This is a genomic window from Paraburkholderia sp. USG1 (assembly GCF_031570135.1).
GTDB classification, from domain to species: Bacteria; Pseudomonadota; Gammaproteobacteria; order Burkholderiales; family Burkholderiaceae; genus Paraburkholderia; species Paraburkholderia dioscoreae.
This window is the reverse complement of record NZ_JAMWXW010000043.1, coordinates 1-12,866: the sequence shown is the minus strand read 5'-3', so window position 1 is coordinate 12,866 and position 12,866 is coordinate 1. Positions and strand designations below refer to the sequence as shown.

The following is a 12,866-nucleotide window of genomic DNA, read 5'->3' as shown; positions in this document are numbered from 1 at the left end:
GTTATTTGGACCGCCCGTGGGTTTTATCGGGCGTCAATTGGCGCGTCTTCCGCTTGCCGGATCGAAGAAATGCAGATGCTGCGCGGGCAGCGCTACTTGCAGCGCTTCGCCCGCTGCGGGCCGATGCGCGTGCGGCAGGCGCACTGTCACGTCATGCTTGCCCCAGCGGCCGTGCGCCAGATTGTCCGCGCCGAGCAGTTCGCAGGAATCGACGGTGAGCGTCGCGTGAGGCGCGTCTGGCTGGCCCGGGCTCATGTGTTCCGGGCGGATGCCGAGCGTCCACTCGCGTCCTTTGGCGACTTCGCGGCCGATCGATACCACGCCTGTCAAAGGCAGTTTCGGACCGTTACCGGCTACTTCGAAAAGCGCACCGTCGTCCGACACGCGGCCTTCCAGCAGATTCATTCCCGGCGAGCCGATGAAGCTCGCGACGAACACCGTGGCGGGCCGCTCATAGACTTCGGTCGGCGCGCCGATCTGCTCGGCGTGGCCCTTGTTCATCACGATCACGCGCTGGGCCAAAGTCATTGCTTCGATCTGATCGTGCGTCACGTACAGACTCGTGGTGGCAAGTCGCGCATGCAGACGCTGGATTTCGAGCCGCATCTGCACGCGCAGTCGGGCGTCGAGATTCGACAGCGGTTCGTCGAACAGAAACACGGCCGGCTCGCGCACGATCGCGCGACCCATTGCGACGCGTTGCCGTTGCCCGCCGGACAACTCGCGCGGCTTGCGTTGCAGCAGCGCTTCGAGTTCGAGAATCTGCGCGGCGGCCTGCACGCGTTTTTCGATCTGCGCGCGGTCCACGCCCGCGATCTTCAGCGCGTAGCCCATGTTCTCGGCCACGCTCATGTGCGGATAGAGCGCATAGTTCTGGAACACCATCGCGATGTTGCGATCCTTCGGCTCCAGTTGATTGACCACTTTGCCAGCGATCGAAATAGTGCCCTCGGAGATGCGTTCGAGTCCCGCCACCATCCGCAGCAAGGTCGATTTGCCGCAACCGGACGGACCGACCATCACGACGAACTCGCCGTCGGCAACGTCCACGTCGATGCCGTGCAACACGAACTGTTTGCCGTCGTAGGTTTTTTTAACACCTTGCAGAGTCAGTGCAGCCATGCCGTTTTAGCCTTTCGTTGCTTGCCGCGGATCGCGCGGTGTTGTCCGCGGTGGTGTCTATTCCAATGCATGAAAAATGCTCGCTGAAGCGCCGCTCACTTCTCCGCGTCCACGAGTCCGCGCACGAACCAGCGCTGCATCGTCAGCACCACGGCGAGCGGCGGCAGCATCGCGAGCAGTGTCGCGGTCATCACCAGGTGCCATTCGGTCGCGGTGTCGCCGGACGCAATCATGCTTTTGATGCCCACAACAGCCGTGGTCAGCGACTGCTGGCTCGTGATCAGAATCGGCCACAGGTACTGATTCCAGCCGTAAATGAACGTGATGACGAAGAGCGCCGCCATGTTCGTCTTCGACAGCGGCAACACGACGTCCCAGAAAAACCGCATGGCGCCTGCGCCATCGATCCGTGCGGCTTCCATGAGTTCGTCCGGCAGTGTCATGAAAAACTGGCGGAACAGGAAAGTCGCGGTGGCCGAGGCGATCAGCGGCAACGTCAAACCGCTATACGTGTTGCTCAGATGCATCGACGACACGACCTGTACGGTTGGAAAGATGCGCACTTCGACCGGCAGCATCAACGTGATGAAGATCAGCCAGAACGCGAGGTTGCGAAACGGGAAACGGAAGAACACGATCGCGTACGCGGAAATCATCGAGACCGCGATCTTGCCGATCGAGATCACCAGCGCCATCACGAGGCTGTTGAACAGCATGCGGCCGAACGGCGCCGCCGCGTTGCCGCTGCCTTGCGACCAGACGGTCGCGATGTTCTCGAACAAATGCGTGCTCGGCACCAGCGAAAGCGGCACGCTGAACACCTCGTGCTCGCTCATGGTCGCCGCGCAAAACGCGACGTACACCGGAAACACCACCAGCACGACGCCCAGAATCAGCACCGCGTGGCAGAAGAGGTCGAAACCGCGGCGGTTCTCGATCATGAGTATTGAACCTTGCGTTCGATGAAGCGGAATTGCACGACCGTCAACGCGACGACGATCACCATCAGGATCACCGACTGCGCGCCCGAACTGCCGATGTCGAGCCCCTGGAAACCTTCGGCGAAGATCTTGTAGATCAGCGTGCGGGTGGCTTGCGCCGGACCGCCGCCGGTTGCCGCGTCGATCACAGGGAAGGTGTCGAAGAACGCGTAGGTGATGTTGATCACCAGCAGGAAGAAACTGGTCGGCGACAGAAGCGGCAGTGCGATGCCGAAAAAGCGTCGCACCGGACCGGCGCCGTCGATCGCCGCCGCTTCGATCAGCGAGCGCGGAATGGCCTGCAAGCCGGCGTAGAAGAACAGAAAGTTATAGCTGACCTGTTTCCAGACGGACGCGAGCACCACGAGGAACATTGCCTGGCCCGCGTTCAGCGCGTGATTCCACACAATGCCGTATTTGGCCAGCGCATAAGTGACGAGGCCGATGCTCGGGTTGAACAGGAACGACCACAACACGGCGGCGATTGCGGGCGCGACCGCGTACGGCCAGATCAGGAGCGTCTGATATGTCCTGGCGCCGCGTGTCACACGATCGGCGCAGACCGCGAGCAGTAGCGAAATCACGAGCCCCGACACCGTGACGAGCGCGCAGAAGATCAGCGTCGTATAAAACGACGACAGGTAAAGCGGATCAGCAAAGAGCTGCTTGAAGTTGGCAAGCCCGACGAACTCGCTCAACGTGCCGAACGCGTCCTGACTTTGCGTGGATTGCCAGAGAGCCTCACCGGCAGGCCACAGGAAAAACAGCAGCGTGATCGCGAGTTGCGGCGCGACGAGCAGGTAGGGCAGCAGGCTGGAGCCGAAGCTGGAGCGCTTTTCCATCGATGATTTCCAAGGTTCTGCTGCAAGCACTGGCTTCGGCGCGAGCGCACCGAAGCCCTGCCCGCTTAATTACCGGCTTTCTCGAAGCGGCGCAGCAGTTCATCGCCGCGCGACACGGAGGCGTCGAGCGCCTGTTGCGGCGTTTTCTTCTGTGCCCAGACCTGTTCGAGCTCTTCGTCGATGACGGTGCGGATCTGCGGCATGTTGCCCAGACGCAAGCCCTTCGTGTACGGCAGCGGCGGCTTGTTGAGCATCTGCTTGATGGCGGTATCGCTGCCCGGGTTCTTCTCGTAGAAGCCTTGCTGCTGCGTCAGTTGATAAGCGGCGGTGGTGACCGGCAGATAGCCGGTGTCCTGATGCCACTTCGCGGCAACCGGCGCCGACGACAGATACGAGAGGAATTTCGCCACGCCCTTGTACACCGCCGGATCCTTGCCCGACAGCACCCACAGGCTCGCTCCGCCAATGATCGCGTTCTGCGGCGCGCCCTTCACGCTGGCGTCGTACGGCATCATGCCGGTGCCGAAGTTGAACTTCGCGTACTTCTTGATCGTGGCGAGCGACCCCGACGAGTTGGTGATGATCCCGCAGTCGCCGCTATAGAACTTCGACACCGGTTCGTCCTTGCGGCCAACGTAGGTGAACGTGCCGTCCTTCTGCATGTTCTGCAGGAACTGGATGTGCGCGACCTGCAGCGGCTTGTTGAATTCCAGTTGCGCGTCCGGGCCGTCGAAGCCGTTGTTCTTCGACGCGAACGGCGCGCCATGCCACGCGCTGTAGTTCTCGAGTTGAATCCAGCTCTGCCAGCCGGACGAATAGCCGCACGCCATGCCCGACGCCTTCAGCTTCTGTGCGTCGGTCTGCAGTTCGGCCCAGGTTTTCGGCGGCTGGTTCGGGTCGAGCCCGGCTTTCCTGAACGCGTCCTTGTTGTAGTACAGCACCGGTGTCGAGCTGTTGAACGGCATAGAGATCAGCTCGCCGGTTTTCGCGTCGCTGTAATAGCTCGCGATGGTCGGCACAAAGGCCTTTTCATCGAGCGGCACGCCGGCTTGCTTGAATACTTCCGATACGGGGATCACGGCCTTCTTCGCCTGCATCATCGTGGCGGTGCCGACTTCATAGACCTGCAGGATGGCCGGCGCATTGCCGCTGCGATACGCGGCGATGCCGGCAGCGAGAGTCTGGTCGTAGGTGCCCTTGAAGATCGGCACGATCTTGTAGTCGCTTTGCGACGTGTTGAATGCGTTGGCAATGTCGTTCAGCCGTTCGCCCAGCGCGGCTTCCATGCCGTGCCAGAACTGGATTTCTGTTGCGGCGTGGGCCGCCTGACTGAGGCCGGCGCTCAACACGGCGGCAACGGCAAGCGAACGGATTAGCGGCTTCAAACTCATCGATTTGTCTCCCATGCAACATGGTTGCTGATCGGAACGGGCGCTGATGCGAATCGCGCGATTCTATTTGTGTTCGATGACAGTCCGGCGTCGGCTGCCGGGCGGCGTACGCCGTTTTTTGACGGGTGCCGAATGCCGCAATTTAACATCGGTGTCACAAAACGGAAACAGCCAGCGTTGGAACGTGCAAGTTTGCATGCGAGCAGGGCCGAGCCTCGTTCGCTGGACGCGGCCGTTTGCGCGCGGGCATGATAGGCGTTGGTTTGGGTCGTGCCCGTCTCGTGTACGTTACGCCCCGGTGCGTATTAATCAGGATTCCAGATGCTGAGTTCAGTACGATTTGTCGCAGGTAGTTGCATCGCAAGCGCCGCATTGACGGGTTGTTCGCTCACGTCCGTCCCGACGAAGAATGTCGTCGCCCAGGTGAGCTCGTTACCGGCGATCATCGCGCATCGCGGCGGCACGGGCGATGCGCCGGAGAATACGCTCGAAGCGATTCGGCTGTCGATCTCGAATCGCGCCGATGCGATGTGGCTCACCGTGCAGTTGAGCAGGGACGGTGTGCCGGTTCTCTATCGGCCGGCTGATCTGTCGGCGTTGACCGACGCGAAAGGGCCGGTGTCTGCTTATACGGCGGCACAACTTGCGCGCGTGAATGCCGGGTGGAAGTTCCAGCGCGCAGACACGTATCCCTACCGCGATCGCCCTTTGGGCATTCCGACATTGCGCGAGGCCCTGCGCAGCATGCCGGCAGGCATGCCGGTCATCCTCGACATGAAGGCGCTGCCCGCCGAACCGCAAACTCAGGCGGTCGCGCGCTTGCTCGATGAAGAAAACGCGTGGCAGCGGGTGTCGATCTATTCGACAGAAGCGGCTTATCAAAAGACTTTTGCGGCTTATCCGCAAGCCAGGCTATTCGAATCACGCGATGCGACGCGTGGGCGGCTCGTGCGTGTGCTGCTGCATCAGGGTTGTGTGGACGCGCCGGCCGAACACGCCATGAGCGCGTTCGAGTTGCATCGCGCGGTGACGGTGGTCGAGAAGTTCACGTTGGGAGAAGGGCGCTCGGATGTCCATGCTACGCTGTGGACGGCCGCCACCGTCGCATGCTTCCGGCAGAAGCCCGGCGTGCGAATCGTCGCGATTGCCGTGAACGATGCGGACGATTACCGGACGGCGGCGTGCCTCGGCATCGACGCGGTGCTCGCGGATTCGCCGTCGAAGATGGCGGCCGTCAGGGACGGTATCGCGTTGCCGCTGCAGTGTGCGCGTGCCGGCACGACCGGCCGGCAGTAAAGCAAAGAGCCCGCGCAAGGCGGGCTCTTCCGAGGTCAGCGGCGGCGGGCGGCGGCGCTCAGGTTTCCACCCGTGACCGCCTCGCGCCGAAGCCGAGGCTCGAACTCAATACTCACACATTGAACAGGAAGTTCATCACGTCGCCATCGTGCACGACGTATTCCTTGCCTTCCGCGCGCATCTTGCCGGCTTCCTTCGCGCCTTGCTCACCCTTGTAGGTGATGAAGTCGTTGAACGCGATGGTCTGCGCGCGAATGAAGCCGCGCTCGAAGTCCGTGTGAATCGCGCCCGCAGCCTGCGGCGCCGTATCGCCGATATGGATTGTCCACGCGCGCACTTCCTTCACACCGGCCGTGAAGTAGGTTTGCAGGCCGAGCAGCTTGAAGGCGGCGCGGATCACGCGGTTCAGGCCCGGTTCTTCCATGCCCATGTCGGCGAGGAACACTTCCATGTCGGCTTCGTCGAGGTCGGCGATTTCCGCTTCGATCGCAGCGCACACGGCGACGACCGGCGCGTTTTCCGTGGCCGCGAACTTCGTGACCGCGTCGAGGTGCGGATTGTTCTCGAAACCGTTTTCCTTCACGTTGGCCACGTACATGGTCGGCTTGGCGGTGATCAGGCAGAACGGCTTGAGCGTGGCTTTTTCTTCGTCCGAGAGGTCGAGCGCGCGGACCGGCTTGGCCTGGTCGAGCTGCGCGCGCACTTTTTCCAGCACGGCGGCGTTCTTGATGGCTTCCTTGTCGTTGCCCGACTTGGCCGCCTTCGAATAGCGCGCCAACGCCTTTTCGACGGTGGCGAGGTCGGCCAGCGCCAGTTCGGTGTTGATCACTTCGATATCCGACAGCGGATCGACCTTGTTCGCGACGTGAATCACGTTCTCGTCTTCGAAGCAGCGCACCACGTGCGTGATCGCATCCGTTTCGCGGATGTTGGCGAGAAACTGGTTGCCCAGACCTTCGCCCTTGCTCGCGCCGGCCACGAGACCGGCGATGTCGACGAATTCCACCACGGCCGGCAGGATGCGCTCCGGCTTGACGATTTCAGCGAGCGCCTTCAGCCGCGCGTCCGGCACTTCGACGATGCCGACGTTCGGCTCGATCGTGCAGAACGGATAGTTTTCGGCGGCAATGCCCGCCTTGGTCAGCGCATTGAACAGAGTGGACTTGCCGACGTTAGGCAGGCCGACGATGCCGCATTTGAGGCTCATGGAAATCCTTCAGTGATTCAGTAAGTTGCGTGACGCGCTCGACGCTGTGTGCAGGATTCGGGAAGCCTTCGCGTGTGGCGTGGCGGACAAATGCAGCGGAGCGGGACAAGACACCGGATCGGGGCGTTGGCTCGACGACCGGGTGCGAGTTTTCACGGAAAGCGTAATTGTAACCCGTTCGGATGGGCTGACTGCGGCGGCGGAGGGCGAGCGGCGCTTGCCGTCCAGGGTGGCGCCCGGAGGCGCCTGCCTTCCAGCCGCGAATCGACGCGGCTGCGCGAGGCGAACGCGGCGCTGGCGGCGGCCGGTCATCTGTGAATAGCGGCGCGCTTGTCCGGGCGCAAATGCCGCGCGCGTCGATCCGTCCCTCGCAACCCCCGCGGCTATAATGCGCGGATGAACGCACACCACCAGACCTTTGACGCGGCCGTGATCGGCGGCGGGCTCGTCGGCAAGACCGCGGCGCTCGCGCTCACGCAAGGCGGGCTGCGCGTGGCACTGCTCGCGCAACCTTGCGCGGCGCTGCCTCCCGGCGCCAGCTTCGACTCGCGGGTCTACGCGCTGTCGTCGAGCTCACAGGCTCTGCTGGAGCGTTTGCGGGTCTGGCAGGCGCTCGATCTGACGCGGCTCGGCCCCGTCTACGACATGCGCGTCTACGGCGACGCGCACGCCGAGCTGCATTTCTCCGCGTTTCAGGCTTCCGTGCCGCAACTGGCGTGGATCGTCGAGTCGTCGGTGATCGAGCGCGCGCTGGATGCGGCGCTGCGCTTCCAGCCGAATCTCACCTGGATCGACACGCGCGCTCAGGCGCTCGACTTCACCGCTGACAGCGCCAGCGTTGGGCTGGCTAACGGCAATGTGCTCGAAGCCGATCTGGTGGTCGGCGCGGACGGCGCGCACTCGTGGGTGCGGGCGCAGATCGGCTCGAAAATGGACCGGCGCGACTACAGGCAGACCGGCGTGGTCGCCAATTTCAAGGCTGAGAAGCCGCACGGCGAGACTGCCTGTCAATGGTTCAAGGACGGCGAGATCATCGCACTGCTGCCCATGCCGGACGGCCATGTTTCGCTGGTGTGGTCGGCGCGCACCGAGCACGCCGAACAACTGGTCGCGCTCGATCCGGCGCAGCTTGCCGCGGAGGTGGAGCGCGTGACGGGCGGCCAGTTCGGTGCGCTCGACTGCGTGACGCCCGCGCAAGGTTTCCCGCTCGCGCTGCAAACGGTGGACCGGCTGGTGGCGCCGCGCGTCGCGCTGGTCGGCGACGCCGCGCATCTGATCCATCCGCTGGCCGGGCAGGGCATGAACCTTGGCTTGCGCGACGTCGCGGCGCTCGCCGATACCGTCGCCGGCAAGGAGTCGTTCCGCGATCTCGGCGACATGGTGCTGCTGCGCCGCTACGAACGCGCGCGCCGCGAAGACATCCGGGCGCTGATGATCGCCACCGACGGTTTGCAAAAACTGTTTTCCGTTCCCGGTCCTTTCGCCAAGGCACTGCGCAATACCGGTATGGCTTTCGTCGGGGCGCAGCCGTTCATCAAGCGCTGGCTGGTGTCGGCCGCGCTCGGTTGAAGCGCGCGGTCCGGCGTGCCGCAGCCGGCCAGACAGGTATCATGAACGGATGGACGCGGTTCCGGTCAGATCGGGACCGTCACGAAACGCGCCAAACGCGCGCTTGAACCCAGGAATTCAGCATGAAAAAGACTTTCCGCATCGCGGCCGCCGCGCTTGCCATCGCAGCCGTCACGATCGGCTGCTCGGCACAGGCCGACCAGACTACCGACAAGCTCAAGGCCACGCTGCAAACGCGTCTCGCGGACGTGACGATCAAGAGCGTGACGAAGTCGCCGATTGCCGGCCTGTACGAAGTGAACCTCGGCACGCAGATCGTGTATAGCGACGCGAACGGCGACTATCTGCTGCTCGGCGACATGGTCGACGCGAAGACCCGCAAGAATCTGACCGAGGCGCGTCTGGCGGAAACCAACCGTATCGATTTCGCTAGCCTGCCGTTCGGAAACGCCGTGAAAGTCGTGAAGGGCAACGGCGCGCGCAAGATCGCCGTATTCTCCGACCCGAACTGCCCGTACTGCAAGCAGCTCGAAACGTCGCTCAAGTCGATCGACAACGTGACGATCTATACCTTCCTGTACCCGGTGCTGTCGCCGGATTCGACCGCGAAGTCGAAGTCGATCTGGTGCTCAACGGACCGCGCGAAGGCATGGGAATCATGGATGCAGAACCATCAGGCGCCCACCGCCGCCGGCACCTGCGACACCGCCGCGATCGACAAGAACCTCGCGCTCGGCCACGCCATGAACGTCGACGGCACGCCCACGGTGTTTCTCGCGGACGGCCGCCGTCTGCCCGGCGCCGTGCCGGCCGACCGGCTGGACAAGGAAATGTCCGCGGTGCGCTGAGCACGCACAACCCATCCGGCAAAGGAGGCGCGACGTGCGCCTCCTTTCGCATCAAGCCCGACCATCCCCGCCAGAACACTTCTAATCGCCGCCGATGAAGCCGATCCGCTACACCATCGTTCCCAAGCAGCCCGCCGCCCACCTGTTCGAAGTCACCGTGACCGTCGCCGATCCCGATCCGGCCGGCCAGCGTTTCATGTTGCCGGTGTGGATTCCGGGCAGCTACATGGTGCGCGAGTTCGCCCGCAACATCGTGACGCTGCGCGCTTTCAACGACGCGGGCCGCAAGGTGCGCGTCGAAAAGACCGACAAGCACACGTGGCAGGTCGCGCCGGTCAAAGGCGCGCTGACGCTGCGCTACGAGGTCTACGCGTGGGATCTGTCGGTGCGCGCCGCGCATCTCGACGACACGACGGGCTTTTTCAACGGCACGAGCGTCTTCCTCTCGCCGCTCGGTCACGAGGAAGCACAGTGCGTGGTCGAGATCCAGAAACCGGACGGCGCGGCGTATCGCAACTGGCGTGTGGCCACCGCGCTGCCGGAAGCGCGCGGCACGAAGCGTTATGGTTTCGGCGAGTACCGCGCGCAGAACTACGACGAGTTGATCGATCATCCCGTCGCGCTGGGTGAATTCGCACTGGCGACGTTCAAGGCGCACGGCGTGCCGCACGACATCGTGATCGCCGGGCGCGTGGTCGGGCTGGACATGGCGCGTCTGTCGGCCGATCTGAAGCGCATTTGCGAGGCGCAGATCGCGTTGTTCGAGCCCAAGTCGAAGAAAGCGCCGGTGGATCGCTACGTGTTCATGACCCAGGCCGTCACCGATGGGTACGGCGGCCTCGAACACCGCGCTTCGACCGCACTGATCTGCAATCGCGGCGATCTGCCGGTGGAAGGGCGCGAGGCGCGCACCGAAGGCTACCGGACCTATCTCGGCCTGTGCAGCCACGAATACTTCCACACCTGGAACGTGAAGCGCATCAAGCCGGCCGTGTTCGCGCCGTACGACCTGAGCGTCGAAAACTACACGTCGCTGCTGTGGCTGTTCGAAGGCTTCACGTCTTACTACGACGATCTAATCCTCGTGCGCAGCGGCCTGATTTCGCAGGACGACTATTTCGGCCTGCTCGGCAAGGTGATCGGCGGCGTGCAGCGCGGCAGCGGGCGTCTCAAGCAGAGCGTCGCGGAAAGCTCGTTCGACGCGTGGGTCAAATACTACCGGCAGGACGAGAACGCGCCGAACGCGATCGTCAGCTATTACACCAAGGGCTCGCTCGTCGCGCTCGCGTTCGATCTGACGATCCGCGCGCAGACCAACAACCGCAAATCGCTCGACGACGTGATGCGCTTGCTGTGGCAGCGCTTCGGCCGTGAGTTCTATCGCGGCAAGCCGGTCGGTGTCGAAGAAAGCGAGATCGAGGCGCTTTTCGCGGAAGCGACCGGCGCGAAACTGACCGGTTTGTTCGCCGAAGCCGTGCACGGCACGCGCGATCTGCCGCTCGACACGCTGCTCGCGCCGTTCGGCGTCGCCATTGCGCCCGAGCTCGACAAGAACGGCAAGCCGTCGCTCGGCGCACGCGTGCGCGGCGGCGCGGATTGCACGCTCGCAGCGGTTCATGAGGGCGGCGCCGCGCAGAAAGCCGGGCTTTCGGCCGGCGACGTGCTGATCGCGCTCGACGGCCTGCGCGTGACCGGCTCGAATCTTGACGGGCTGCTCGCGCGCTACCAGCCGGGCGCGAAAGTCGAGGTTCACGCCTTCCGCCGCGACGAGTTGCGCACCACGCAAGTCAAGCTGGACGGGCCTGAGGTGGCGCGCTACAAGCTCGCCGTCAGCGACAGGCGGGCCGCCGCTCGCAAGGCACGCGAGCACTGGCTGGCACGCTGATCGTCATCCGGGCCGTCGCTCTTGGGCGGCGGAGTGTGGCGGATTGTTCTACCACTGCAACAATCCGTCGCCGCCGGATGGCTTGTTCAGGGTGCGGCAAAAAAACACAATGGCTCCACTCGCGCAACACTGCGCGCCCCAACTGGAGTCAACCATGACCACGATCCTGCAAATCAACTCGGCAGCCCGCTCGCAAGGCGCGAACTCGACGCTACTCGTCAACGAGCTGACCGCAAAGCTGCAACAATCGAATCCGGGCGCGCAAGTCGTCGTCCGCAATCTGCAAGCTGAACCGCTGCCGCATCTGGACGACGCCGTCCTCGGCGCGTTCTTTACGCCGGCTGACCAACGCACGGCCGAACAAGCTGCGATCGCAGCGCGCAGCGAAGCGCTGATCGCCGAACTGCAAGCCGCCGACATCGTGGTGATCGGCGCGCCGATGTACAACTTCGGCATCTCGTCGCAACTGAAGACGTACTTCGACTTCATCGCACGCGCCGGCATCACGTTCGCATACACGGCGAACGGTCCGGAAGGTCTCGTGAAAGGCAAGAAGGTCTACGTGGTGTCGGCACGCGGCGGCAAGTATCTGGGCACGCCGAACGACAGCCAGACGCCGTACCTGAAAAGCTTCCTCGGCTTCCTCGGCATGACCGACGTGAGCTTCATCTACGCCGAAGGTCTGAACATGGGCCCGGACGCTGCCAGCGCCGCGCTGGCTTCCGCCCGCGAAGCGATCGCCGCCGCGTAAGGCTGGCCGCGCCGCTTCGATATGCGGCGAATCGCTCGATGGAATGAAAAACGCCACCGATTTGAGTCCGTGGCGTTTTTTCTTTGATGCGTAGATGTTTCGCCGATGCATCATGCCGCGATGCCGGCGTTTTCAGGCGAGCATTTGCGCTTCGTGGGGCAGGCGCCAGTCGATAGGCTCGCGGCCGTGCTGTGCGAGATATTCGTTGGCTTTGGCGAAATGCCCGCAGCCGAGAAAACCGCGATGCGCCGACAGCGGCGACGGATGCGGTGCTTCCAGCACGCAATGCGACTTGCCGCCGAGCAGCGCGCGCTTGGCTTGCGCGTGCGCGCCCCACAGCATGAACACGAGGCCGTCATGGCGCATCGCCAGTTCGTGGATCAGCGTGTCGGTGCATTTTTCCCAGCCGCGTTTTGCGTGGCTGGCGGCTGAGTCGCGCTCTACCGTCAACACCGTGTTCAGCAGCAGCACGCCCTGCTTCGCCCAGGTGTCGAGACAGCCGTGACGCGGCGTCTCGTGGCCAAGGCTTGCGGCAATCTCCTTGAAGATGTTGCGCAGCGACGGCGGCGTGCGCACGTTCGGCGCCACCGAAAATGCGAGCCCGTGCGCCTGCGGCGTGCCGCGGTCTTCGCCGTGGTACGGATCCTGGCCGAGGATCACCACTTTCACTTCATCGGGACTGGTCAGGCGCAGCGCGCGGAATACGTCGGCGGGATAGACGGTTTTGCCGGCGGCGCGCTCACCATCGACGAAGCGGCAGAGCGGCGTATAGGCGTCGCTTTCGATGAACGGTTTGAGATGTGCGCGCCATGCCGGCGGCAGCGCGTCGAATTGCGCCTCGAGCGTTGGCGGCGGCGCGCTGGCGCCGGATTTCTGCGGCGTGGTCGTCATGTCAGTAGACGGTTGGGAGGCGGCCTCGCCGAACAGCGAAGCTTGCGACGGATTGGGGCGGGTGGGGGAAGCGGAGGTCATGGC

General features: G+C 63.6%; 11 protein-coding genes. 5 read left to right on the top strand and 6 right to left on the bottom strand.

What is annotated here, in order from left to right:
• Positions 1 to 33: 33 nt before the first annotated feature.
• The 4 genes from NE850_RS35705 to ugpB form a co-directional block, all read right to left on the bottom strand.
• Positions 34 to 1,122 (bottom strand): sn-glycerol-3-phosphate import ATP-binding protein UgpC, encoded by a 1,089-nt coding sequence (locus NE850_RS35705; protein WP_007180266.1) that lies wholly within the window; start codon positions 1,120 to 1,122, stop codon positions 34 to 36.
• 95 nt (positions 1,123 to 1,217) lie between these two features.
• Positions 1,218 to 2,063, bottom strand: a complete 846-nt coding sequence (gene ugpE / locus NE850_RS35700) for a sn-glycerol-3-phosphate ABC transporter permease UgpE (RefSeq protein WP_007180267.1) — start codon at positions 2,061 to 2,063, stop codon at positions 1,218 to 1,220.
• Positions 2,060 to 2,944 carry a sn-glycerol-3-phosphate ABC transporter permease UgpA gene (gene ugpA, locus NE850_RS35695; RefSeq protein ID WP_310700099.1) on the bottom strand — a complete coding sequence of 295 codons (885 nt, stop codon included), beginning with the start codon at positions 2,942 to 2,944 and terminating at the stop codon, positions 2,060 to 2,062. The genes ugpE and ugpA overlap by 4 nt, the downstream gene beginning before the upstream one ends.
• 65 nt (positions 2,945 to 3,009) lie before the next feature.
• Complete coding sequence (gene ugpB / locus NE850_RS35690; RefSeq protein WP_007180269.1) at positions 3,010 to 4,335, bottom strand: sn-glycerol-3-phosphate ABC transporter substrate-binding protein UgpB; 1,326 nt, start codon at positions 4,333 to 4,335, stop codon at positions 3,010 to 3,012.
• 321 nt (positions 4,336 to 4,656) lie between these two features.
• On the opposite strand from ugpB, the gene NE850_RS35685 reads away from it, so the two are divergent.
• A complete protein-coding gene (locus tag NE850_RS35685; RefSeq protein WP_165187114.1) occupies positions 4,657 to 5,631 on the top strand; it encodes a glycerophosphodiester phosphodiesterase family protein in 975 nt (324 codons plus the stop codon).
• Between the two features lie 112 nt (positions 5,632 to 5,743).
• Here the strand turns inward: NE850_RS35685 and ychF are convergent, their stop codons facing one another.
• Positions 5,744 to 6,838 (bottom strand): redox-regulated ATPase YchF, encoded by a 1,095-nt coding sequence (gene ychF, locus NE850_RS35680; protein ID WP_007180271.1) that lies wholly within the window; start codon positions 6,836 to 6,838, stop codon positions 5,744 to 5,746.
• A 396-nt stretch (positions 6,839 to 7,234) separates the two neighbouring features.
• Between ychF and NE850_RS35675 the strand changes: the two genes are divergently transcribed.
• The 4 genes from NE850_RS35675 to NE850_RS35660 all read left to right on the top strand — a co-directional run bounded on the left by NE850_RS35675 (position 7,235) and on the right by NE850_RS35660 (position 11,891).
• Complete coding sequence (locus NE850_RS35675) at positions 7,235 to 8,407, top strand: UbiH/UbiF family hydroxylase (RefSeq protein ID WP_007180272.1); 1,173 nt, start codon at positions 7,235 to 7,237, stop codon at positions 8,405 to 8,407.
• Positions 8,408 to 8,529: 122 nt separating this feature from the next.
• The gene (locus NE850_RS35670) at positions 8,530 to 9,255 is read left to right on the top strand and encodes a DsbC family protein (RefSeq protein ID WP_007180273.1); all 726 of its coding nucleotides are present in this window, start codon (positions 8,530 to 8,532) and stop codon (positions 9,253 to 9,255) included.
• 94 nt (positions 9,256 to 9,349) lie between these two features.
• The gene (locus NE850_RS35665) at positions 9,350 to 11,140 is read left to right on the top strand and encodes a PDZ domain-containing protein (RefSeq protein ID WP_310700098.1); all 1,791 of its coding nucleotides are present in this window, start codon (positions 9,350 to 9,352) and stop codon (positions 11,138 to 11,140) included.
• A gap of 154 nt (positions 11,141 to 11,294) precedes the next feature.
• Positions 11,295 to 11,891 (top strand): FMN-dependent NADH-azoreductase, encoded by a 597-nt coding sequence (locus tag NE850_RS35660; RefSeq protein WP_011489945.1) that lies wholly within the window; start codon positions 11,295 to 11,297, stop codon positions 11,889 to 11,891.
• A 132-nt stretch (positions 11,892 to 12,023) separates the two neighbouring features.
• On the opposite strand, the gene NE850_RS35655 is transcribed toward NE850_RS35660, so the two are convergent.
• On the bottom strand, positions 12,024 to 12,863 hold the full coding sequence (locus NE850_RS35655) for a uracil-DNA glycosylase (RefSeq protein ID WP_007180275.1): 840 nt from the start codon (positions 12,861 to 12,863) through the stop codon (positions 12,024 to 12,026).
• Positions 12,864 to 12,866 lie beyond the last annotated feature (3 nt).

Bases quoted from the DNA above. Each gene is read 5' to 3' on its own strand.
- NE850_RS35705 (WP_007180266.1), bottom strand. From the start codon at position 1,122: ATGGCTGCACTGACTCTGCAAGGTGTTAAAAAAACCTACGACGGCAAA.
- ugpE (WP_007180267.1), bottom strand. From the start codon at position 2,063: ATGATCGAGAACCGCCGCGGTTTCGACCTCTTCTGCCACGCGGTGCTG.
- ugpA (WP_310700099.1), bottom strand. From the start codon at position 2,944: ATGGAAAAGCGCTCCAGCTTCGGCTCCAGCCTGCTGCCCTACCTGCTC.
- ugpB (WP_007180269.1), bottom strand. From the start codon at position 4,335: ATGAGTTTGAAGCCGCTAATCCGTTCGCTTGCCGTTGCCGCCGTGTTG.
- NE850_RS35685 (WP_165187114.1), top strand. From the start codon at position 4,657: ATGCTGAGTTCAGTACGATTTGTCGCAGGTAGTTGCATCGCAAGCGCC.
- ychF (WP_007180271.1), bottom strand. From the start codon at position 6,838: ATGAGCCTCAAATGCGGCATCGTCGGCCTGCCTAACGTCGGCAAGTCC.
- NE850_RS35675 (WP_007180272.1), top strand. From the start codon at position 7,235: ATGAACGCACACCACCAGACCTTTGACGCGGCCGTGATCGGCGGCGGG.
- NE850_RS35670 (WP_007180273.1), top strand. From the start codon at position 8,530: ATGAAAAAGACTTTCCGCATCGCGGCCGCCGCGCTTGCCATCGCAGCC.
- NE850_RS35665 (WP_310700098.1), top strand. From the start codon at position 9,350: ATGAAGCCGATCCGCTACACCATCGTTCCCAAGCAGCCCGCCGCCCAC.
- NE850_RS35660 (WP_011489945.1), top strand. From the start codon at position 11,295: ATGACCACGATCCTGCAAATCAACTCGGCAGCCCGCTCGCAAGGCGCG.
- NE850_RS35655 (WP_007180275.1), bottom strand. From the start codon at position 12,863: ATGACCTCCGCTTCCCCCACCCGCCCCAATCCGTCGCAAGCTTCGCTG.